Origin of the sequence: Marinobacter alkalisoli (assembly GCF_045449855.1) — a bacterium.
Lineage (GTDB): Bacteria > Pseudomonadota > Gammaproteobacteria > Pseudomonadales > Oleiphilaceae > Marinobacter.
This window is the reverse complement of record NZ_JBJJLC010000034.1, coordinates 64667-87642: the sequence shown is the minus strand read 5'-3', so window position 1 is coordinate 87642 and position 22976 is coordinate 64667. Positions and strand designations below refer to the sequence as shown.

Below are 22976 nucleotides of genomic sequence, written 5' to 3'. Positions count from 1 at the left end.
AGTTTTGGGAGGCCCGACCCACTCAATACCCCCAAGTGCGGAGTTGAATCCGCTCGCTTGTGTATAATTCCCCCTCTTTTTTTACAACCCATTAGGTAGCCGTTATGAATTTCCCCGTCCTTTATCTCCGCAAAGGCGCTGAGCGCAGGCTGAAAGCCGGTCACCTGTGGGTCTACAGCAACGAAGTGGACACCCGCCGATCACCGTTAACGGACTTCGAGTCCGGTGCGCAGGCGGAATTGCGGGCGGCTAATGACAAGCCGCTGGGCACGGTGTTTGTGAATTCTCACGCGCTGATCTGTGGCCGCCTGATCAGTCGGAATGCCAGCCACGGCATGACGCCGCAGCGTCTTACCCAGCGGATGGAGGCGGCCCTGGCGCTGCGCGACCGGTTGTTCGACAAGCCCTTCTACCGTTGGGTGTTCGGCGACAGCGACGGGCTGTCGGGGCTGGTGATTGATCGCTTTGACGATACCGTGGTGGTGCAGATTTCCACCGCCGGTATGGAGTTGATGAAGGACGCGATTGTTCGGGCGGTCCAGCGTCTGGTGCATCCTGCTGCGATCATCCTCAAAAACGATGGCAAGATGCGTAAGGTAGAAGGTTTGGATGCCTACGTTGAGCAGGCCCACGGGGCGGAAGCCAGTCTGCTTAAGGTGGAAGAGAACGGGGTGCGTTTCGAGGTGCCGTTGGAAGGCGGTCAGAAAACCGGCTGGTTCTATGATCACCGCATGAATCGTCAACGTCTGCAGGCCTATGCGCCCGGTAAGCGGGTGCTGGATGTGTTCAGCTATGTCGGGGGCTGGGGCATTCAGGCGGCCTGTGCCGGTGCCACGCAGGTGACCTGTGTGGACAGTTCTTCCTCGGCGATTGAGTCGGTTCACCATAATGCCAGGTTAAATGGGCTGGATAACGTGGAAACCATTGAGGGCGACGCGTTTGAAGCCTTGAAGGCGCTGGCGGATGAGAAAGAAAAGTTCGACATTGTGGTGCTGGACCCGCCGGCGCTGATTCCCCGCCGCCGTGACCAGAAAGCCGGCGAGCAGGCCTATGCTCGACTGAATCAGCTGGGGCTGCGGTTGCTGGAGCGGGATGGGCTGCTGATATCCGCATCCTGTTCGATGCATCTGTCCCAGGACAAACTGGTCGATATCATTCGTGGCAGCGGCCGCAAGATTGATCGGTTTGTCCAACTGCTGGAGCAGGGCCACCAGGCGCCGGATCATCCGGTGATTCCGGGCATTCCGGAAACGGATTACATCAAATCGTGCTTTGTGCGGTCTTTGACTGGTTTTTTCTAGCCTTCAAGTTTCGGGCAAGCCCACCAGCGGGTACAGTGCTCCGGGATACGCTGTGAATACGTCCCTGTACGCTCGACAAAAACATCCCTGTTTTTGACGATCCCGGAGCACTGTACCCGCTGGCGGGCCCAAAGTTCGGCAGTTAGTCTCTGAGAGACATCACTTTCCAGCCATTCTCCACAGCCAGCTTTGCCAGTGTCGGGTCCGGGTCAACGGCCACAGGGTTGTCGACTTTTCTCAGCAATGGTGCGTCGTTATGGGAGTCGCTATAGAACCAGGCGCCTTCCAGTGTCTCGCTGTTCGAAGCCAGCCAGTCGTTCAGGCGGGTTACTTTGCCGTCCTGAAAGCTGGGGGTGCCTGCCACTTCACCCGTATAGCGGCCATTGACCAGTTCCGGATCGGTGGCGATCAAATGCTCGATGCCCAGGAGCTCCGCAACCGGTTCGGTGACGAAGCGGTTAGTGGCGGTGATGATCATCAGGGTATGGCCCTGATTTCGGTGCTTTTCCAGCAACCGGAATGCTTTATCCTGCAGCATGGGGCGGATCTTTTTGTTCATGAAGCGGTCGCGCCAGGCCAGCAAGTCCTCCATGGAATGCTTTGCCAGGGGCCGCAGGGCAAAGCCGAGGTAATGCAGGATGTCCAGTTCGCCGTTCAGGTACTCCTGATAGAAGCGATCGTTGGCCTTGCGGTACTCTTCGGCATCTACAATGCCTTCCTCCACCAGGAATTCGCCCCAGGCGTGGTCGCTGTCTCCCGCGAGCAGGGTGTTATCAAGGTCAAAGATCGCAAGCGTCAAGGGTGTTACCTCCGGTCATGGCAGGGGTTGGTGGAAAGGTCACAGTCTACCATGACACATCGGTGACGGCTTCGTTTGCCGAACCCTTGGGATTCTGTAAGAATGATAGCAACTTGGACAATTCCGACCGGTCAATTTTTGCACTGGTCCGCCGACTTTTAAGAGGACTGTGCCGTGATCGACTCAGACGGTTTCAGACCCAACGTCGGAATCATTCTGGCCAACCACAGAGGCGAGGTTCTCTGGGCTAGGCGAATAGGGCAGGACTCCTGGCAGTTCCCGCAGGGCGGTATCCAGTACAACGAATCGCCGGAAGACGCGTTGTATCGGGAACTGGGGGAAGAGATAGGCTTGAGTGCGGCGGATGTCGAAATCATCAGCTGTACCCGGGGCTGGCTGAGGTATCGCCTCCCGCGGCGGATGGTGCGGCATAACTCGCATCCCGTGTGTGTGGGACAAAAACAGAAATGGTTCCTGCTGAGGATGTTATCGCCGGATGCGCAAGTGCGCGTTGACGGCACCGATTCGCCGGAATTCGACGGCTGGCAGTGGGTGAGCTACTGGTACCCCTTGGGGCAGGTGGTCTCATTCAAGCGTGAAGTGTACAGACGTGCGCTGAGGGAGCTTGCACCGCGACTGTTCTACAATATGGAGCAGTGGCATCGGAGCGAGCAGAACCGGCGCTTAAAGGACCAACAGAAATGACGGGCTGAAACCGCCATGCTGAGCATACTGCGAAATCTGGTACAAGAGGTAAACAGCGCCCGCGACCTGCAGGAAGCGCTGGAGATCATTGTATCGCGGGTGCAGAAAGCCATGGGAACCGAGGTCTGCTCCGTCTACCTGCTGGATCCGGCGACCAACCGCTATATCCTGATGGCCACCGAAGGGCTCTACAGCAAGGCAGTGGGGCAGGTCAGCCTGGCCTATTCCGAAGGTCTTGTCGGCCTGGTTGGCTCCCGCGAGGAGCCGATCAACCTGGAAGATGCGCCATCCCATCCCCGTTATCGCTACTTTCCGGAAACCGGTGAAGAGCGCTTCCGTTCTTTTCTTGGTGTGCCCATCATTCACCACCGCCGCGTGCTTGGTGTCCTGGTGGTCCAGCAGCGTGAGAGTTCCCGCTGTTTTGATGAGGGCGAAGAAGCTTTCCTGGTTACGGTATCCGCGCAGTTGGCCGGCGTTATTGCTCACAGTGAGGCAACTGGCGCCATCAGCGGTCTGTCCCTGACCGGGGAAGAGACCAAGGATGTCAGTTTCAGCGGCGTGCCCGGCGCGCCCGGTGTGGCCATCGGCAAAGGCGTGGTGGTTTATCCGGCGGCGGATCTTGATGTGGTTCCCGAAAAGCCGACGGATGATATCGATCTGGAGCTGGAGCAGTTTGCAGGAGCTGTGACCGCAGTCCGCGAAGATATCGAACGGGTCGCCAATCGCCTTGCCTCCCAGCTACGCCCGGAAGAGCAGGCGCTGTTTGATGTGTATTTGCGGATGTTGGGTGATGACGCCATGCCCGGCGAGGTCGCCAACAAGATCCGTGAAGGTTTCTGGGCGCAGGGTGCGTTGAAGCAGGTCGTTCAGCAGTATGTGCGCCACTTCGAGATGATGGATGACCATTACCTGCAGGAGCGGGCGGTGGATATTCGCGACCTCGGTCGTCGGTTGCTGTCGCACCTGCAGGAAGGTGAACAGAAAGACCAGGTTTACCCTGAGCGAACCGTCCTGGTGAGTGAAGAACTGACGCCTGCCATGCTGGGTGAGGTGCCGAAGGGGCAGCTGGTGGGCCTGGTGTCGGTCAAGGGGTCCAGTAACTCCCACGTTGCTATCCTTGCCCGTGCGATGGGCGTGCCCACTGTCATGGGGCTGGTGGATATCCCGGTTAACCAGCTTGATGGCCGGGAACTCATTGTTGACGGTTTCGAGGGGCAAATTTTTGCTTCGCCCTCCGACGATCTCCGGTCCTATTACCAGGAAATCTGTGACGAGGAAGACGAGCTGATCAAGGGGCTCGAGGTCCTGCGTGACAAACCCTGTGAGACCACCGACGGCCATCGGGTATCGTTACTCGTCAACACCGGTCTGATGACCGACGTAGTCCGCTCCCTGAATCACGGTGCGGAAGGCATTGGTCTTTATCGCACCGAAGTGCCGTTCATGATCAAGGATCGCTTTCCCTCCGAGCAGGAGCAGCGTGAGTATTACCGCGAACAGCTCGAGGCCTTTGCGCCCAGCCCGGTGACCATGCGCACTCTGGACATCGGCGGTGACAAGGCGCTGACCTATTTCCCGATTGAGGAAGAGAACCCCTTCCTGGGCTGGCGCGGTATCCGGGTGACCCTGGATCATCCGGAAATATTCCTGGTGCAGGTGCGGGCCATGCTCAAGGCCAGTGAGGGCCTGAACAACCTGCAGATCATGTTGCCGATGATCAGCAACATCTCGGAAGTGGAAGAGTCGCTGCACCTGATTTACCGGGTATACCACGAGGTCAGGGAGGAAGGTTACGAGATCCACATGCCCAAGGTTGGCGTCATGGTGGAAATTCCGGCCGCGGTTTACCAGATCCGTGAGCTGGCGGACCGGGTGGATTTTCTCTCGGTTGGCTCCAACGATCTGACCCAGTACCTGCTGGCGGTTGATCGCAACAACCCCCGGGTTGCCCAGTTGTATCATTCTTACCACCCGGCTGTGCTCCAGGCGCTGGTTCGTATTGCCCAGGACGCTCATTCTGTCGGTAAGCCGGTTGGTATATGCGGTGAGCTGGCCGGTGACCCCGGCGGCGCCCTGCTGCTGATGGCCATGGGGTACGATTCCCTGTCGATGAATGCCGCGAGCCTGCCCAAGGTCAAATCAGTGATTCGCAGTATCAGCCGTGAGTGGGCCAGCCAGCTGCTCGAGGACGTGTTGCTGCTGGATTCGCCGCATGTCATCAAGAGTTGTGTGGACCTGGCATTGCGCAATGCCGGGTTCGGCCGTTACCTCCGCCCCGGAAAGTCGACCTCGAAAGCGTTGGCCGCGCAGGCCGCTTCCTGAGTTGCTGATGGGTTGGCGCCGGATAATAGGGTGTAAGCTCTAAAACCGGTTGGTATCGTGCGGAAACGCAGTAAATAAAAAAACCCGGAAGGGAAAGTTGTATGACGTCAGCGACCACTGAGACTGAATCGAAACCCCGCATCGGCCTGGCGCTGGGCGGTGGCGGCCCGTTGGGCGGCATCTATGAGATTGGTGCCCTGCGTGCGCTGGACGAAGCTCTCGACGGTCTCGATTTCAATAACATCGATGTCTATGTCGGTGTGAATGCCGGTTCCTTCGCGGCAGCGAACCTGGCGAACCAGATGACAACCGCGCAGTTGTGTCGCATTTTTGTACGCAATGAAGCCGAGGTGCACCCCTTTCACCCGGAAGTGTTCTATCGCCCGGCCCTTCGCGAGATTGGCGGCCGCCTGCTGGCCGTGCCCGGGTTGCTGACAACGGCGGTCCGTCGCTTCATCAACAATCCTTACGATCAAAGCCTGCTGGAAGCGATGACTATTCTTGCTCAGGCAGCGCCTGCGGGACTGTTTGACAACGAGGGGCTGCACGAGTATCTGCAGCGTGCGTTCACCATGCTGGGGCGCACCAACGATTTTCGCCAACTCAAGCGCAGCCTCTACATTGTGGCGGCGGATGTCGAGAGCACCGACGCCGTCTGTTTCGGAGCGCCAGGCTTTGACCATGTGCCGATCTCCCGTGCGATACAGGCCAGTATGTCCTCTCCCGGCCTGTATGTGCCGGTAAACATTGATGGCCGCTACTACGTGGACGGCACTCTGCGTAAAGGCCTTCATGCTTCGGTGGCGTTTGAGGATGGTGCCGACCTGGTGTTTGCGGTGAATCCGCAAGTGCCGATTGATGCAAGCACTGCCGTCAGGGCCGGGACCATGAAGCCGGGTGAGCTGACCCGTTCGGGCATGCCAAACCTGCTGGCGCAAATGTTCCGGACCATGGTGTATTCCCGCATGCAGTCCGGCATTGCCCAATACGCGCGGGATTACCCGGACAAGGATATTCTGCTGTTCGAGCCCACCCGTGACGATGCCAAGTTGTTTTTCTCCAACGTGTTCAGTTTCCAGTCCCGTCGGATGGTGTGTGAGCACGCCTACCAGATGACCCGTCGTGACCTGCTGGCCCGCGCGGACGAGTTGGAGCCGAGGCTGGCGAAATACGGCATCAAGCTGCGCCGTGACCGCCTTGAAGACGAGCAACGCACCATCAGTACCAGTCTGTATGGGGAAATGTTGCCGTTGTATGTGGCGAAGGGGCGTAAAAAGCAGGCGCAGAAAGGCAAGCTGGCGAGCGGGCTGGAGAACGTGACCCACCTGTTCTCACGCGCGGAGTAAAAGCTGGCTGGTAGGGTGTAGGGTGCGCGGACTTGTTGTTGGATTACGCTTTGCTAATCCAACCTAACTACATGGCCGCATGCCCTACCTGTAGGTCGGATTAGCGAAGCGTAATCCGACCTCATTAGCGTTAGAGTATATAGCGGCTCAGATCTTCATCTTCCGCCAGTTCCCCAAGCTTCTCATCCACGAACGCCGCTGTTACCTCAAAGCCGTCGGTAACGTTGTCACCGGCTTCGTAGGACAGGCTTTCCAGCAGCCGCTCAAGCACTGTATGCAGGCGGCGCGCACCGATATTCTCGGTGGTTTCATTCACTTTCCAGGCCACTTCCGCAATCCGGGTAATGGCATCTTCAGCGAAGGTCAGTTTCACGCCTTCTGTGCCCATCAGTGCCTCGTATTGCTGCACCAGCGAGGCATCCGGCTCGGTCAGGATGCGCTTGAAGTCATCCGGGGTCAGAGCCTGCAGCTCAACCCGGATCGGCAGGCGGCCCTGGAGCTCCGGAATCAGGTCTGACGGCTTGGACAGGTGGAACGCGCCAGAGGCAATGAACAGGATGTGATCCGTGCGGACGGCACCGTATTTAGTGCTGACGGTGCTGCCTTCGATCAGTGGCAACAGATCCCGCTGTACGCCTTCCCGGGAAACATCGGACGACGTGTTCTCGGAGCGTTTGGCGACCTTGTCGATTTCATCAAGGAACACGATACCGTTCTGTTCGACCGACTGAACCGCCTTCTGCTTGATCTCTTCCTCGTTCACCAGCTTGGCGGCTTCCTCGTCCTGAACCTGCTTCAGGGCATCCGCCACTTTCATTTTGCGGGTTTTGCGCTTGTCCGAGGACATATTGGAGAACATGCTTTGCAACTGGCTGGTCATTTCTTCCATGCCAGGAGGTGCCATGATCTCAACGCCCGCGCCGCCACTGCGCAGGTCAATCTCGATTTCCTTGTCATCCAGCTCGCCTTCGCGCAGCTTTTTACGGAACAGCTGTCGGGTGGAGGATTCCCCGTCGGTGCGCTGACTGTCTTCCTTGAAGTCCCGGGCCGGTGGCAGCAGGGCATCGAGGATGCGCTCTTCCGCAGCGTCGAGGGCGCGATGCTCGTGACGCTTCTTTTCTTTCTCGCGAAGCATCTTCACTGCCATGTCCGCCAGATCACGGATGATGGATTCCACATCGCGGCCGACATAGCCCACCTCGGTAAACTTGGTGGCCTCAACTTTCAGAAACGGGGCATCAGCAAGTTTTGCCAGGCGGCGGGCAATCTCGGTTTTGCCCACGCCGGTGGGGCCGATCATCAGGATGTTCTTTGGGGTGATTTCCTCGCGCAGGCTGCTGTCCAGCTGCATGCGACGCCAGCGGTTCCGCAGCGCAATGGCAACCGCCCGCTTGGCTTCTTCCTGACCTACGATGTGTTTGTTGAGTTCGTGAACGATCTCACGGGGAGTCATTGCAGACATGGTTGCTCCGAATCAGTCGTTGGCAGAAAGCACTTCAAGGGTGCGATTGTGGTTGGTGTAGATGCAGATGTCGGCGGCAATATCCAGGCCTTTCTCCACAACCTCACTGGCTTTCAGGTCGGTGTTTTCAAGCAGGGCGCGGGCCGAGGCCTGCGCGAATGGGCCGCCGGAGCCGATGGCAATCAGGCCCTGTTCCGGTTCGATAACATCGCCGTTGCCGGTAATGATCAGCGAGGCGGTTTTATCGGCGACGGCCAGAAGTGCTTCAAGTCGGCGCAGGGCACGATCCGTTCGCCATTCCTTGGCCAGCTCTACCGCTGCCCGCGTCAGATTGCCCTGATGTTTTTCCAGTTGCGCTTCAAAACGCTCGAACAGGGTAAAGGCATCGGCGGTGCCGCCGGCGAATCCTGCCAGTACCTTGCCGTTATACAGGCGGCGAACCTTGCGAGCATTGCCTTTCATTACGGTGTTGCCAAGGGAAACCTGGCCATCGCCACCCATGGCGACTTCGTCATCGCGCCTGACGGAAAGTATGGTAGTCATGTGGGCTCCAGTTGCCTGATAGAAAACGGTATTCAGCAGTTATGGAGGCGGGTGGTTTTTTTTCAAGGGCGCTGGAGCGGCTGGCTGACCGGGCAGTCATGCAAAGAGGGCCATTCAGCCCTCTTTGGGGATTTTTCGCACCAGCGGTTCGATATTAATGGAGACCAGCTTGTCGATGGCGGAATTCATCTGGCTGCGGGAATTGAACGGCCCCACGTTGACCCGGAACCAGGTGCTGCCGTTATCCAGGTCAATGCGCTGGACGTTGGCCCGCAGTCCCTGGAAGGCAATCTGAGCGCGCTGGCGCTCGGCGTCCTGTTGACTGCGGAACGAGCCGGACTGGATCACGTACCGAAAATCCTGTTGGGCCGGGCCGGGGGTGTACTCTTCCACTTTGGGAGGTACTACCTCGCTTTCAGGGAGCATTTCGTAAAAGCGGTATCGCTGCTTTTTTTCCTCGCCAGATGCGCTTTCCTGCTCCTTGACCGGTGGAGCCACGGGGGCTGCCGTCCCACTGCCTTGCCGGGCGGGCTCCGGGGCGGGGAGTGAGTTGAGGTAGGCAATAAAGCCAATAAAGCCCCCGACTGCCGCCAGTGACAGGATCCACTTCAGAGACAGTCCCCCCCGCTGCCCGCGAGCCGGTGTTGGCTGCGCTGAGCGGCGGTTTGACGGCTTGCTGCTCCGCGGCGCCCGGGCGTTGTTCCTGGCGCCCTTGCGGGGCGATGCCGCGGCCTTGCCTCTGGGATTCTTGCGAGCGTAATCTCGGGACATATCCTGGTGCTTCCTGTCTTACATTTCTTCCGGGGCGCTGACGCCCAGCAGCTCCAGCCCGTTGGCGATGACCTGGCGTACGGCCAGGTACAGGCTGATGCGGGCGTCCCGCACGGCGGTGTCCTCAATCAACACTTTGTGGGCGTTGTAGTAGGTGTGGAACTGTCCCGCCAGGTCCCGCAGGTAATGAGTCAGATGGTGCGGTTCCCGCTGCGCTGCGGAGTTGGCAATCAGTTCCGGGTATTTGGCCAACTGATTCGCCAGTTCCTTTTCCTCATCCAGAGTCAGCAACGACAGGTCGCCCTGGCACTCGTTCCAGCCCCGGTTGACGCCTTCCTCGGCCAGCTTGCGCAGCACACTGCAAATACGCGCATGGGCATATTGAATGTAGTAGACCGGGTTTTCATTGGTCTGGGAGCGGGCCAGGTCAATGTCGAAGGTCAATTGCGAGTCGACCCGGCGAGCCGCCAGGAAGAACCGGGTGGCATCCCGGCCGACTTCGTCAATCAGGTCACGCACGGTGACATAGCTTCCGGCGCGCTTCGAGATTTTCACTTCCTGCCCGGAGCGGGTCACCATCACCATCTGGTGCAGCACATAATCCGGCCAGCCTGCGGGGATGTCCGCCTGCAATGCCTGGAGCCCGGCGCGGACCCGGGTGATGGTGGAGTGATGATCCGCACCCTGCTCATTGATCACGGTGGTGAAACCGCGCTGCCATTTGTCCAGGTGGTAGGCCACGTCTGGCAGGAAGTAGGTGTAGCCACCATCCTTCTTGCGCATCACGCGATCCTTGTCGTCACCGAACTCGGTGGTTTTCAGCCATAGGGCACCCTCGTGCTCGTAGGTGTAGCCGTTTTCCTGCAGGCGCTGAACGGTGGCTTCCACCTTGCCTTTCTCGTACAGGGAAGACTCGAGGAAATAGACATCAAATTCGACGCCAAAGGCCTTGAGGTCAAGGTCCTGCTCCCGGCGCAGGTAGGCGACGGCAAACTCGCGGATAGCATCCATATCCTCCGGGTCAGCCTTACCGGTGACTTCCCGGTCATCCGCCGTGACGGTTTCGCCGGCAAGGTAGGCCTTGGCAACATCGATGATGTAATCGCCACGATAGCCATCGGCCGGCCAGTTGGCATCCTCGGGAGTCAGGCCCTTTACCCGTGATTGCACCGACAGGGCGAGGTTGTTGATCTGGGCGCCGGCGTCGTTGTAGTAGAATTCGCGGGTGACGTCATAGCCGTTGGCTTCCAGTAGCCGGCACAGGCAGTCACCAATGGCCGCGCCACGGCCATGCCCTACATGCAGTGGGCCTGTGGGGTTGGCGGATACGAACTCCACCTGCACCTTTTCGCCCTGGCCGTTGCGGTTACGGCCAAACTGATCCGCTTCCTGCAGAATGGTATTAACCACACCAAAGGCGCTGGCGGTGCTCATGAAAAAGTTGATGAAGCCGGGCCCGGCAATTTCCACCTTCTCCACCGCTGAGCTCTCCGGAAGTCGTTCCACCAGGGCATCGGCCAGCTGTCGTGGTGGGCAGCCCGCTGCCTTGGCAGCCACAAGAGCGATGTTGCAGGCATAGTCACCATGGGATTTGTCCTTGGTGTTGCCCACTTGCGGGGTGAACGACTGGTCCGCCGGCAAGGTGCCTTCGGACTGCAGTGTGGCCAGCGCGGACTGGAGCAGATCGGATACGGTCTCTTTCATGCTGTCGGACGACTCGGTTTACAGGAGAATTGGAGTAAGGCGGGACGCCGCCGGGAATCGAAGGCAGGTATTATCGCGGAAACTGGAGCCGCAAGCAAAAGGCCCGTTCGCTTCAGCCGGTTTCCTGGGGGTCTACATCAATCATCCACTTCACGCCCGCCGGCAGTTTCTGCTGATCAAGGTTCTGGCAGAGATGACCCAGCACGTGGTTGAGCCGCTTGCGATTGTCGCAACACAGCACCAGTTGTGCGCGATGGCGATCAGCGCGTCTGGCGATGAGCGCGGGAAGTGGTCCCCAGACCTCAATACCCGTCACGCGGGCTAGTGGTTTGATCATATCCAGCAATGCCAGGCTTTTTTCCATGGTATCTGCCTCGGCCCGGAATATGGCCATGGCGCGAAACGGGGGGAATTGCCCGGTTTCCCGTTCTGCCAGCAGCTGGTCGGCCAGGGTGAGGTAATGGCCGCGGCACAGGGATTTCAGGATCGGGTGGTCGCTGTGGCAGGTCTGAACCAGTACCTGCCCGGATTTCTCGCCACGACCGGCGCGCCCGCTCACTTGGAGCAGGGTCTGAATCAGCTGCTCCGGCGCCCGGAAATCCACGCTGAACAGGCCGCCGTCGGCATTCACTACAATGACCAGGGTAACATTCGGGAAGTCGTGGCCCTTGGCCAGCATCTGGGTGCCGACCAGGATGCAGGGCTCCCCGGTATTTACCTTTTTCAGGATGCCCTGAATGCTGCCCTTGCGCTGGGTGCTGTCCCTGTCCACCCGCACCACTGGCGTCTCGGGGAAAGCTGTCGCCAGTATGTCCTCGGTTCTTTCCGTGCCCTGCCCAACGGGTTTGAACGCCTCACTCTGGCATTTGGGGCAGTGCTCCGTGGCGGCGGTCTGATAATCGCAGTGGTGACAGCGCATGGCGCGGTCCCGGCGGTGGTAGGTCAGGCGTGTATCGCAGCGGGGGCATTCCACCATGTGACCGCAGTCGAAGCACATCATGACCGGGGCGAATCCGCGCCTGTTCACGAAAACCAGAGCTTGCTGTCCATCGGCCAGACATTGATCAATGGCCTGCAGGGCGGGGCGGGACAGGCCGCCTTCCAGAGGGCGGCTGCGAATGTCCAGCAGGTTGATGGCGGGTGGACTTGCGTTGCCTGCCCGTTCTTCCAGTCTGATGAGCTGATACTTTCCGGTCAGCGCGTTCTGATAGGACTCGAGGGACGGTGTTGCGGAACCAAGGATGACCGGGCACTGATTCAGGTGTGCCCGGTATACCGCCATGTCCCGCCCGGAGTACCGGAAGCCTTCTCCCTGCTTGTAGGAGCTGTCGTGTTCCTCATCTACGATAATCGTTTTCAGTCCGGTAAAGGGCAGCAGTACTGCAGAGCGGGTACCGATCAGGATGACCGGCTCGCCATGGCGGATTTTCAGCCAGGTCGACAGGCGCTCGCCATCATTCAGGGCCGAGTGCCAGACGACGATTCGTTGACCGAAATAACGCTGGAACCTGGCGACAGTCTGTGGCGTCAGGTTGATTTCAGGTACCAGCACCAGTGCCTGGGCGGAGGAGCTCAACTGCTGTTTCAGGTAGTGCAGGTAGAGTTCGGTTTTTCCGCTTCCGGTGATGCCGTACACAAGCGAAGCGGAAAAACCGGTGCCGGGGGCTGGAATCTGATCCGCAGCCGCCTGTTGTGCCGGTGAGAGAGTCGGGCCCGGTTGCGTGCTGGCAGTGTCGTTTGGATTCTCAGCGGGCTTGACGGCTTCTGTTTCCTCGATGAGTTCCCGCTTATGCAGTGTCCTGATTTGCTCCCGGGTGAAGCCGGCAGCCGTCAGGTTCGAGGTGCTGGCGCCATGCGGGTGCCTCTGTAACCATGCCAGCAGTGCTCGCTGGCGGTAAGAGTTGCCGGCGAGTGCCTCCGGGCCGGCGGTTGCTTTCCACCAGGTGTCCTGCTTTGCCGCTGCGGGGCGACCACGGCGCAGAGCCGGGGGAAGGGCAGTGAACAGACACTCTCCCAGGGGGTGCTGGTAATAGTCCGACGCCCATGCCAGCAACTGGAAGGTTTCGGCGGGCAGTGCCGGCCAGGGCTCGTACGCCGAATGCACCGGCTTCAGCGTGATTCCCTGAGGTGGTTCCACGCCGGTTTCGACAATCAGTCCCGTGGCTGACTGTCTGCCAAAGGGGATGCTGACGCGCTGTCCCGGTTCGAGCTCAAGGTTGCCCGGTATCTGGTAATCAAAGAGCCTTCGCAGTGGGCGGTTGAGGGCGATACGCGCGGTTGATGGGGAGCGTTCTGGCACATTGGAACTCCGCTGTGGTGAAGCTGTCACGGTATTTGCGTATCCTTGATGTTGCCTGCGCACAGGCCCGGGCAATGAATCGGGCTGATAGCCCCGGGGTTGGGACTTGCCTGCCGTAGCGTTTGCAAGTAAGATTCGCGGTCTGTTTCCGGCAGGGCATGATTGTGCCCCGTCTTCTCAATTGATTCAAATATGCGGTGCCTGGCACCCGGAGCATCAAGCTCCCGTGATCAGGTAGCGGCATGACCGACAGAGGTTCGCCATGAAAGAAGGTATCCACCCCAAGTACGAAGACATTACCGCTACCTGTTCCTGCGGTAACGTGATCAAGACCCGCTCTACCATCGGACACGACCTGCAGCTGGACGTGTGCTCCCAGTGCCATCCGTTCTACACTGGCAAGCAGAAAGTGATGGATACCGGTGGTCGTATCGACCGTTTCCAGAAGCGTTTCGGCGGCCGCATTGGTGGCAAGAAGAGCTGATTCAGCTTTCGGTACAGAAAAAGCGCCTGCAATGGCGCTTTTTTTATGTCTGAATCTCCTCACCGGGTTCGTTCATCTATCATTTATAAGCAGTTTGCCCTATTGACTGGTCAGTAAGTGTGCAATCGGCCCTTGTTTGATATGAGCCTTCGCGCCATAATGGCGCGCTCCGCTGGGACGGGTCCCGGCGGTTTATTACCTCTCAAACGTGACAAACGGAACAGTGGCAATGTCTCAAGATCTGAAAGAAGCAGCCCTTGAATACCACGCCAAGCCGCGGCCTGGTAAGGTGAGTGTTGAAATCACCAAACCGACCCAGACCTCCCGCGACCTTTCCCTGGCGTACAGCCCTGGGGTTGCCGAACCGGTCCGCGAGATCGCGAAGGACCCCGAGAACGCTTACAAATACACTGCCAAGGGTAACCTGGTAGCCGTTATTTCTGACGGTTCTGCCATTCTTGGTCTGGGTAACCTCGGTCCCCTGGCGAGCAAGCCGGTAATGGAAGGCAAAGGCGTACTGTTCAAGCGCTTTGCTGGTATCGACGTCTTTGATATCGAGGTCGATTCTGAAAGCCCCCAAGCGTTTATTGAAACGGTAGAGCGTATCGCTGATACCTTCGGTGGTATCAACCTGGAAGACATCAAGGCGCCGGAGTGTTTCGAAATCGAGCGTGCTCTGATTGAGAAGTGCAATGTGCCTATCTTCCACGATGATCAGCACGGTACCGCCATTGTAACGGCGGCCGGTATGATCAACGCTCTGGAGCTTCAAGGTAAAAAGATAGAAGAAGCAAAAGTGGTGTGCCTGGGTGCAGGTGCCGCTGCAATTGCTTGCATGAAGCTGCTGATCAGCTGCGGTGTTCGCTCAGAGAACATCTTCATGCTTGACCGTAAGGGTGTGATCCACTCTGGTCGCGATGATCTGAATCAGTATAAGGCCATGTTCGCCAATGACACTGACCGGCGTACACTTGATGATGCAATCGACGGTGCTGATGTCTTCCTGGGGCTTTCTGGTCCGGATCTGCTGGCGGCGGATCAGCTGAAGAAAATGGCGCCAAATCCGATCGTTTTCGCCTGTTCCAACCCGGATCCCGAGATCAGTCCGGAAGTTGCCCTGGCAACCCGCGATGACGTGATCATGGCAACCGGTCGTTCGGATTACCCGAACCAGGTGAACAACGTGCTGGGTTTCCCGTTCATTTTCCGTGGTGCCCTGGACGTACGTGCCACCGCCATCAATGAGGAAATGAAGGTCGCGGCAGTGCATGCGATTCGCGAGCTGGCGAAAGAGCCGGTGCCACAGGAAATCTGTGAAGCGTACGGTGTGGCAACTTTTGAGTTTGGTAGGGAATACATCATTCCAAAGCCGCTGGATGTGCGTCTGCTGGAAGTGGTTCCGGCCGCAGTTGCCCGCGCGGCGGTAGATTCCGGTGTTGCTCGCAACCCGTATCCCGCCCACTACCCGCTGAAGTCGATGGAAGACATTCAGTAAGTTCGTGGTACGTGACTGAGCACAAAAAAACCGGCGGTGATCCCGCCGGTTTTTTTGTGTCTTGATGTTATCAGAATATCTGCCGCGATAGGTCATCGTCGCCGTTGTCGCCATTGCCGGCTTCATCCCGGGGGTCCAGGGGAGGGGGTGCTTCCTCTTCTCTGAAGAGCTCGAACACACCGTCCTGCCCCGGTCTTGCGCGTTTGCCGGTGTCCGGGTCAATGCGCACGTTGACAATGCCGTTGGGGCGGGGCATCAGCGAAGAGGGTGCGCCGTCGAGCGCGACTTTCATGTAGTCGATCCAGATCGGCAGCGCCGTGCTGGCGCCGAATTCCCGGCGGCCGAGAGGGGCGGGCTGGTCAAAGCCGACCCAGGCCGTGGTGGCGATGTCGTGGTTGTAGCCGGCAAACCAGGTATCCCGCTGTTCGTTGGTCGTGCCTGTCTTGCCAGCCAGGTCGCTGCGTCCTAGTGCCGAGGCCCGGCGACCCGTGCCCATCTTGATTACATCTCTCATGATGGAGTGCATGATGTATACGCTGCGCTCATCTGCCAGGCGTCGGGCTACCTGCACGGCGTGTGGTTCGTCTGCCGGGGTTTCCGCGTTTGCTTGCTGCATCTTGTCGTCACAGTTCCTGTCGCAGAGGATAACCTCCGGAGCGCGGAAGAGTTCCTCGTTATTGACATCCGAGATGCTGCGAATCAGGAAGGGCTGGACGTCATAGCCGCCATTGGCAATAACCGCAAAGCCTCTGGCCAGCTCCATGGGGGTCAGAAGCCCGCTGCCCAGCGACAGTGAGAGATCTTTCTGCATGTCGCTGGTGGGGATCTTGAGCTGTTCCAGGTAATCCAGGGTGGTCTGGATGCCCAGATCGCGAAGCAGCCGGACGGACACCAGGTTCCGGGACTGATACAGCGCCTGACGCAGGCGGGTAGGGCCGTAAAACTGGCCGGAAGAGTTCTGCGGGCGCCAGGATGTCTCCAGCTCTTCGTCGTCAAAGACGATGGGGGCATCGTTATAGATGGTGGCCGGCGTCATGCCGCTTTCCAGGGCAGCAAGATAGAGGAAAGGCTTGAAGGTGGAGCCTGGCTGCCGTTTTGCCTGGGTCGCCCGGTTGTATTTGCTCTGGCTGAAGCTGTAACCGCCGGCGAGCGCTTCAATGGCGCCGGTGTCCGAGTCAAGGGAGATCAGGGCGCCTTCCACTCGTGGGACTTGTGCCAGTTCCACCTTGCGGATATCGATGGTTTCAATCTGCCCGTTGCCTTCAGTGTCCGGTTGCTGGCTGTCGGCCATGGCATTCAGTGCGGGTTCCGCTGCCGGTTTGACGTAGACCACGTCGCCAACGCTGACGACGTCCGAAGGTTTCTCCGGTTTCGGGCCGGTCAGGTTTTCGGTGCGATAGCGGCGGGCCCAGGTCATGGTTTCAAAGGCCATGGTTGTTTTGCCAAGGGTGCGGGCAAAGAGCTCGACTTCTTCCTCGTCGTCATGGACGCGAGTCACGATCGCGGGAATCAGTGATTCAACCCTTGGGTAATTGGCTATCAGTTGTTCAAGATTCTCTGGCTGGAGCTCCGATTGCTCTATCTGACCGATGGGGCCGCGGAAGCCGTGCCGACGGTCGTATGCTTCGAGACCGTTGCGTAAGGCGAGAGTAGCCTGCTGTTGTTTTTGGCTGTCAACGGTGAGGGTGACCTTGTAGCCATCGGTGTAGGCCTTGTCTCCGAATCGCCGCACCATTTCGGTTCTTGCCATTTCGGCAACAAAATCAGCATCCACTTCGGTATCGGCGGTATTGTAACTGGCCGTCAGTGGCGCCGAGGCAGCAAGCTCGTAGGCGTCGTCGGTGATGTAGCCGAGGTCCCTCATGCGACCCAGAATCCAGTTGCGGCGAATCTGTGCCCGCTCCGGGTTGGCCAGCGGATTGTAGGCTGAAGGCGCTTTCGGCAATCCGGCCAGCATCGCCATCTGGGCGAGTGACAGATCAGCGACAGGCTTGTCGTAATAGACCTGTGCCGCTGCCGCGATCCCGTAGGCGCGATTGCCAAGGTAGATCTTGTTCAGGTACAGCTCGAGAATGCGTTCCTTGCTTAGTTCACGTTCTATCTGAAGTGCGAGAAGTATCTCATTGAACTTCCGGATAAAGGTCCTGTCGCGTGACAAAAAGTAATTTTTTGCAACCTGCATAGTGATGGTGCTGCCCCCGGACTGGATCTCACCAGTGGACACCAGTTCGATGGCAGCCCGCAGCAGGCCTTTGAAGTCGACCCCGAAGTGCTCGTAGAAACGGGCGTCTTCAGCGGCCATAAAGGCATGTAACTGAATTGTAGGGATCTGTTCGATTGTGACCGGTGCCCTTCTCTTTTCACCGAATTCTGCTATTAATCTGTTGTCCGCGCTGTAGACCCTCAGCGGTGTCTGCAACTTGATATCAAGAAGCTGATCCACGGGGGGAAGTCCGGGGCGGAGGTAAAGATAAAAGCCTGACGCCACGATTGTCGAAAGGCTTAAACCGGTGACAAATAACCAGGCAAACAGGCGGGATGTACGTAACAAATGAGACATTTTTTTCTGACAACTGTTGGATATAGGTCTATCATTTGAGAAATTGCTTTAGGAAGGACGAGTCGCTTCACCGTTGCAATGTTCCTCAATTTAAGAAGAACTCGCATTGTAGACGGAATACTGAAGAAATTCTCTTAAATAAAAAACACATATGTTACTTAACCGGGTGCATGTAACCAGGTATAGGGTGAGCGCGTGTTCGGATTGTTAGGAAAAAAATCCAGTGCCGTGCTGGGGGTGGACGTCAGCTCCAGTTCGGTCAAGCTGTTGGAACTCTCAAAGCACGGCGACCGTTACAGGGTCGAAAGCTATGCAGTGGAGCCTTTGCCGGCAAACGCTGTTGTTGAGAAAAATATAACGGATGTCGAGGCGGTCGGCGAAGTCCTCAAGCGCGTCGCCTCCAAATCCCGCACAGGTGTGAAACAGGTCGCTGTGGCTGTTTCGGGCTCTGCCGTCATCACCAAGGTTATCCAGATGGATGGCGGCCTGAATGAGTTTGAAATGGAAGACCAGATCGCGCTGGAAGCGGATCAATACATTCCATACCCCCTGGACGAAGTCGCCATCGACTTCGAAGTGCAGGGCCCTTCTGAAACCAATCCCGATCAGGTGGATGTGCTTCTTGCGGCATGCCGTAAGGAGAACGTGGATATTCGGGAGGATGCGCTGGAAATCGCCTCGCTGACAACCAAGGTTGTCGATGTTGAGGCCTATGCGCTCGAGCGGGCCTACTCGCTCATTGAGCCCCAGCTCGATTCCCAGGGCGAAGAGCTGATCGTCGCCATCGTTGACGTTGGCGCCACCATGACCACGCTCAGTGTTCTGGCGGAAGGCAGAACAGTGTATACCCGGGAGCAGATTTTCGGTGGCAAGCAACTGACTGAGGAGATCCAGCGGCGTTACGGTTTGTCGATTGAAGAGGCCGGGCTCGCCAAGAAGCAGGGGGGGCTGCCGGATGACTATGAGTCAGAGGTCCTGACCCCGTTCCGGGAAGCGGTCGTGCAGCAGGTTGCCCGCGCCCTGCAGTTTTTCTTTGGTGCGAGCCAGTACAACGCGGTGGACTACGTGATTCTCGCCGGTGGTACTGCCTCGATACAGGGGCTGACAGAAATGGTCGAAGAGAAAACAGGAACTCCGACCCTGGTCGCCAACCCCTTTGCCGATATGGCGGTAGGTTCCAGGGTAAACGCATCGGCACTCGGTAATGATGCTCCGTCGCTGATGATTGCGTGTGGGCTGGCGATGAGGAGCTTTGACTGATGGCAAAGATTAACCTCAGACCCTGGCGCGAAGAGCTTCGGGCCGAGAAACAGAAGCAATTTGTGGTGATGATCCTGGGCGCTGCCATCGTGGCTGCAGGCCTGGCGTTCCTTTGGAAAACGGACATGGATAACCGGATTGCCTATCAGCAGTCCCGTAACGCCTATATCGAAACTGCGACCAAACAACTGGACGAGCAGATCAGGGAAATTGAGAACCTGAAGAGAAAGCGTGACGAGCTACTGTCTCGCATGCAGGTGATTCAGGATCTTCAGGGCAAGCGCCCGGTGATCGTCCGCGTGTTTGACGAGTTGGTGAGGACGTTGCCAGATGGCCTTTTCTATACCGACCTCAAGAAAGCCGGTGATCGCGTCGATATTGTCGGCATGGCTGAGTCCAATAGCCGGATTTCCACATTGATGAGGCGTTTTGACGAGTCGGACTGGTTTACCGATCCGAATCTCTCAAATGTCGCAGCAGCGGATAACCGCCGGGCGGGCTACAGTCAGTTCAACCTGTCGGTCCAGCAACAAACTCCAGAGCCCGAAGGGGAGGATAAGTAATGAGCCTCGCGGACTCACTTAAAAGTCTCAACGAGTTTGATATCAATGACCTTGATGTCAACAATGCGGGCATTTGGCCGGCGCCGGTAAAGGCAATTGTCGCCCTGCTTATTTTTGGCCTGATTCTGGGTGGCGGGTATTGGTTCTTCGTGAAAGACCAATACGCGCAGCTGGAGCGTGTGGAGCGCACCGAGCAGGAACTAAGGAAGAAATACGAAGAAAAGGCCTACCAGGTTGCGAACCTTGAAGTTTTCAGGGCGCAGATGGAGGAAATGGAGGAAACCTTCGGGGCATTGGTGCGGCAACTGCCAAGTGAAACCGAGGTGCCGGGGTTGCTGGAAGACATTACCAACACAGCGCTGGGCAGTGGCCTGGCGTTGCAGGAGGTCAAGCTCCAGCCCGAACAGCGTCGCGATTTCTATTCGGAGTTGCCGATTAACATCCGGGTGTCGGGTTCCTACCACGAGCTGGCGTCGTTCGTCAGTAGTGTGGCGAGCTTGCCGCGTATTGTGACGCTGCACGATTTAACCATTAAACCAACTGGCGGGGACGGGGAACGACTTGATATGCAGGTTGTTGCCCGCACCTACCGCTACCGGGCTGGAGAATGAGCATGGCAGGACAGCATGCGGGAAAAGCCTGGCTGGGTATTTGTCTGGTATCCCTTTTGACAGCTTGTTCCCAGGGAAATGGTTTCTCTGATCTTGACAAATTCATGGCTGATACCAGAGCCAAGCCAAGGGGCCACGTTGAGCCGTTGCCCGAATTCAAGGCGTACGAAGCGTTCAGTTATTCGGCTGCAGACCGTCGGGCACCGTTCGAACCCCCGATTGATGTTCAGCTGACCATGGTTGATGACGAGCCGGTGAGCGATGTCGAGCCCGATCTCGATCGCCCGCGGGAAGTGCTCGAGAACTTCGATCTGAAAAGTCTGAATATGGTGGGTACGCTCACGGATACATCCGGTGGCCTTTTTGCGCTGATTCGCGATAATGCGGGCGGTGTACACAGGGTCCGCTCCGGAAACTACATGGGGCAGAATTACGGCAGAATTGTCGGAATCAGTGAAACCCGTGTTGAGTTGATCGAAATCGTTCCCAATGGCCGGGGCGGATGGGTCGAACGTCCTCGTTCCCTGTCCCTCGATGAAGACGAAGGCTAAGGAGCGGCAATATGAATACTGAAAGAACCATGCATGAACAAAAAAGTTTGGGGTCGAGGCTAGCGATGTTCAGAAAACTCAATGTATACGTCGGCGTGATTGCTCTGGGGTTGTTGTCCGGCCTGGCCAATGCGGTCACGCTGGAAGACGTGTCGTTTTCATCGTTACCTGGCGACAAGCTGGAAGTAACGCTGGAATTTGACGGCCAGCCCCCGGAGCCAACGGGGTACACCATCGAGCGACCGGCCCGGATCGCGGTGGATCTGAAAGACACCACCAGCGGACTGAGCAGTCGGAGTATGGGGCTCGGTTCCGGAAATGCCCAGAGCATGACTGTGGTGGAGACCAAGGACCGCACCCGCCTGATTTTCAATCTGGTGGAGCTGTCTCCCTATAACACGGTTCGCGAGGGTAATTCCCTGGTGATGACCATTGGCGGGGAGGGCAGCGGGTCCTCTGCAATGACCTCCGGTGGCTCTTCTCAGCCGTCGGCAAGCTCATCATCTGCTTCCAGTCGCGATGGTGCGCTGGCGGGCGTTGATTTCCGTCGCGGAAAAGACGGTGAGGGGCAGGTTGTTGTCGACCTTGGTCGTTCCAGTACACCTGTTGATCTCTCCGAGTTGGGCGGCAAGATTCGTCTGACAATGGATGGCACGACGGTTCCCGAGAATCTGCGCCGTCGTCTGGACGTGACTGATTTCGCCACGCCGGTGACCCGGGTGGATACCTTTATCGAAGGTGGCAATGCCGTTGTGGAAATTCGTCCGGAAGGGAATTATGACTACATAGCCTACCAGTCGGGCTCCCAGTTCACCGTAAGCGTCGAGAAACTGTCTGAAGAAGAGGCGGAAGAACGTCGTGAAGAAAAGTTCCCATATACCGGCGACAAGCTCTCGCTGAATTTCCAGGATATTGAGGTCCGTTCGGTCTTGCAGCTGATTGCCGACTTTACCGGCCTGAACCTGGTAGCCAGTGATACGGTGAGCGGTAGCATCACACTCCGGTTGCAGAACGTGCCCTGGGATCAGGCTCTGGATCTGATTCTCAAGACCAAGGGCCTGGACAAGCGCCAGATTGGCAATGTTCTTCTGGTTGCTCCGGCTGACGAAATTGCCGCACGTGAGAAGCTTGAGCTGGAAACCAGCAAGCAGATTGCCGAACTGGCGCCGGTGCGTCTGGATATCATTCAGGTCAACTATGCCAAGGCCGCGGACATCGTGGCCCTGATCCAGGCTGACGAAGAGCTGATTTCCTCGCGAGGCTTTGTCTCCTCCGACGCCCGCACCAACACCATCAGTGTTCGGGAAACGGCCGAAAAACTGGAAGAGATTCGCCGTCTGGTCACCACCTGGGATGTGGCGGTTCGCCAGGTATCCATTGAGGCCAGGATCGTGCGTGCGCAGACCAACGTAGCCGAGAACCTCGGTATTCGTTGGGGTGGTGCGGCGTATGATGTCCGTGGTGACAATGTGGTCGCGATTGGCGGTTCCCAGGGGTCTGTAGAGGAAGCCCGTCAGGCATCGCAGGATGGTAACGCCACGGCGATTACTTTCCCGGGCGCATTGGCGGTGGATCTGGGTGTAACCGGCGACGGCGCATCCTCATTTGCCGTCGGTTGGGGCAGTGACGACTTCCTGGTGGATCTGGAGCTGTCCGCACTTGAAAGCGATGGCCAGGCGGAAGTGGTTTCCCAACCGCGTGTGGTGACGGCTGACCGTCAGACGGCGAAGATCAAATCCGGTGAAGAAATTCCCTATCAGGAAGCTTCTTCCAGCGGTGCTACGTCGGTCTCCTTCAAGGAAGCTGCCCTGTCACTGGAAGTGACGCCGCAGATTACACCGGACGACAAGATCATCATGGATCTGGTGGTGAACCAGGATTCCCGTGGTGAAGTCACAGCGGGCATTCCGGCCATCAACACCAATGAAGTTACCACTCAGGTGTTGGTAGGAAATGGCGAGACGGTCGTTCTGGGTGGTATCTTCCAGTCAGAAGTGGCAACCCAGACCACCAAAACACCGTTCCTCGGCGACATTCCCTACCTGGGGCGGTTGTTCAAGCGCACTGAGCATATCGATGAGCGCAGTGAACTGCTGATCTTTATCACTCCGAAAATCATCAAGAGTGACCTGATTCAGTAAGCTCTCTGGCAATAAAAGCCGCCGCTTCAAACCGGCGGCTTTTTTGTGCCCGAAAATCC

Annotated in this window: 18 protein-coding genes; 11 read left to right on the top strand and 7 right to left on the bottom strand. The window is 57.9% G+C overall.

Annotation, left to right across the window (positions count from 1 at the left end):
• Positions 1-104: 104 nt before the first annotated feature.
• Positions 105-1301: a class I SAM-dependent rRNA methyltransferase gene (locus tag ACJO5Y_RS14465; RefSeq protein WP_406988155.1), complete on the top strand. Its 1197-nt coding sequence runs from the start codon at positions 105-107 to the stop codon at positions 1299-1301.
• Between the two features lie 142 nt (positions 1302-1443).
• On the opposite strand, the gene ACJO5Y_RS14460 is transcribed toward ACJO5Y_RS14465, so the two are convergent.
• Positions 1444-2100, bottom strand: a complete 657-nt coding sequence (locus ACJO5Y_RS14460) for a histidinol-phosphatase (RefSeq protein WP_406988154.1) — start codon at positions 2098-2100, stop codon at positions 1444-1446.
• A 174-nt stretch (positions 2101-2274) separates the two neighbouring features.
• On the opposite strand from ACJO5Y_RS14460, the gene ACJO5Y_RS14455 reads away from it, so the two are divergent.
• The 3 genes from ACJO5Y_RS14455 to ACJO5Y_RS14445 all read left to right on the top strand — a co-directional run bounded on the left by ACJO5Y_RS14455 (position 2275) and on the right by ACJO5Y_RS14445 (position 6473).
• Complete coding sequence (locus tag ACJO5Y_RS14455) at positions 2275-2805, top strand: RNA pyrophosphohydrolase (RefSeq protein WP_406988152.1); 531 nt, start codon at positions 2275-2277, stop codon at positions 2803-2805.
• A gap of 15 nt (positions 2806-2820) precedes the next feature.
• Positions 2821-5127 (top strand): phosphoenolpyruvate--protein phosphotransferase, encoded by a 2307-nt coding sequence (ptsP, locus tag ACJO5Y_RS14450; RefSeq protein ID WP_406988151.1) that lies wholly within the window; start codon positions 2821-2823, stop codon positions 5125-5127.
• A 101-nt stretch (positions 5128-5228) separates the two neighbouring features.
• Complete coding sequence (locus ACJO5Y_RS14445) at positions 5229-6473, top strand: patatin-like phospholipase family protein (protein ID WP_406988150.1); 1245 nt, start codon at positions 5229-5231, stop codon at positions 6471-6473.
• Positions 6474-6603: 130 nt separating this feature from the next.
• Here the strand turns inward: ACJO5Y_RS14445 and hslU are convergent, their stop codons facing one another.
• The 5 genes from hslU to ACJO5Y_RS14420 form a co-directional block, all read right to left on the bottom strand.
• Positions 6604-7935, bottom strand: a complete 1332-nt coding sequence (gene hslU, locus ACJO5Y_RS14440; RefSeq protein WP_406988149.1) for an ATP-dependent protease ATPase subunit HslU — start codon at positions 7933-7935, stop codon at positions 6604-6606.
• 12 nt (positions 7936-7947) lie between these two features.
• Complete coding sequence (gene hslV, locus ACJO5Y_RS14435) at positions 7948-8478, bottom strand: ATP-dependent protease subunit HslV (RefSeq protein ID WP_406988147.1); 531 nt, start codon at positions 8476-8478, stop codon at positions 7948-7950.
• Between the two features lie 114 nt (positions 8479-8592).
• Positions 8593-9249: an SPOR domain-containing protein gene (locus tag ACJO5Y_RS14430; RefSeq protein WP_406988146.1), complete on the bottom strand. Its 657-nt coding sequence runs from the start codon at positions 9247-9249 to the stop codon at positions 8593-8595.
• An 18-nt stretch (positions 9250-9267) separates the two neighbouring features.
• Positions 9268-10953, bottom strand: a complete 1686-nt coding sequence (argS, locus tag ACJO5Y_RS14425) for an arginine--tRNA ligase (protein WP_406988145.1) — start codon at positions 10951-10953, stop codon at positions 9268-9270.
• A gap of 112 nt (positions 10954-11065) precedes the next feature.
• Positions 11066-13252: a primosomal protein N' gene (locus ACJO5Y_RS14420; protein WP_406988143.1), complete on the bottom strand. Its 2187-nt coding sequence runs from the start codon at positions 13250-13252 to the stop codon at positions 11066-11068.
• A 262-nt stretch (positions 13253-13514) separates the two neighbouring features.
• Here ACJO5Y_RS14420 and rpmE point away from each other — a divergent pair, with 262 nt between their 5' ends.
• Both rpmE and ACJO5Y_RS14410 read left to right on the top strand, forming a co-directional pair.
• Positions 13515-13736 (top strand): 50S ribosomal protein L31, encoded by a 222-nt coding sequence (gene rpmE / locus ACJO5Y_RS14415; protein ID WP_406988142.1) that lies wholly within the window; start codon positions 13515-13517, stop codon positions 13734-13736.
• Between the two features lie 229 nt (positions 13737-13965).
• Complete coding sequence (locus ACJO5Y_RS14410; RefSeq protein WP_406988140.1) at positions 13966-15231, top strand: malic enzyme-like NAD(P)-binding protein; 1266 nt, start codon at positions 13966-13968, stop codon at positions 15229-15231.
• Between the two features lie 70 nt (positions 15232-15301).
• Here the strand turns inward: ACJO5Y_RS14410 and ACJO5Y_RS14405 are convergent, their stop codons facing one another.
• Positions 15302-17791 carry a penicillin-binding protein 1A gene (locus tag ACJO5Y_RS14405; RefSeq protein WP_406988139.1) on the bottom strand — a complete coding sequence of 830 codons (2490 nt, stop codon included), beginning with the start codon at positions 17789-17791 and terminating at the stop codon, positions 15302-15304.
• Between the two features lie 195 nt (positions 17792-17986).
• Between ACJO5Y_RS14405 and ACJO5Y_RS14400 the strand changes: the two genes are divergently transcribed.
• The 5 genes from ACJO5Y_RS14400 (at position 17987) to ACJO5Y_RS14380 (ending at position 22917) form a co-directional block, all read left to right on the top strand.
• Positions 17987-19051 (top strand): pilus assembly protein PilM, encoded by a 1065-nt coding sequence (locus ACJO5Y_RS14400; protein ID WP_406988137.1) that lies wholly within the window; start codon positions 17987-17989, stop codon positions 19049-19051.
• Positions 19051-19614: a PilN domain-containing protein gene (locus ACJO5Y_RS14395; protein WP_406988136.1), complete on the top strand. Its 564-nt coding sequence runs from the start codon at positions 19051-19053 to the stop codon at positions 19612-19614. Before ACJO5Y_RS14400 ends, ACJO5Y_RS14395 begins: the two co-directional genes overlap by 1 nt.
• Positions 19614-20225 (top strand): type IV pilus inner membrane component PilO, encoded by a 612-nt coding sequence (locus ACJO5Y_RS14390; RefSeq protein WP_406988135.1) that lies wholly within the window; start codon positions 19614-19616, stop codon positions 20223-20225. The genes ACJO5Y_RS14395 and ACJO5Y_RS14390 overlap by 1 nt, the downstream gene beginning before the upstream one ends.
• A gap of 2 nt (positions 20226-20227) precedes the next feature.
• Positions 20228-20776 carry a pilus assembly protein PilP gene (locus ACJO5Y_RS14385; RefSeq protein WP_406988133.1) on the top strand — a complete coding sequence of 183 codons (549 nt, stop codon included), beginning with the start codon at positions 20228-20230 and terminating at the stop codon, positions 20774-20776.
• Between the two features lie 65 nt (positions 20777-20841).
• Complete coding sequence (locus ACJO5Y_RS14380) at positions 20842-22917, top strand: type IV pilus secretin PilQ (RefSeq protein ID WP_406988132.1); 2076 nt, start codon at positions 20842-20844, stop codon at positions 22915-22917.
• Positions 22918-22976 lie beyond the last annotated feature (59 nt).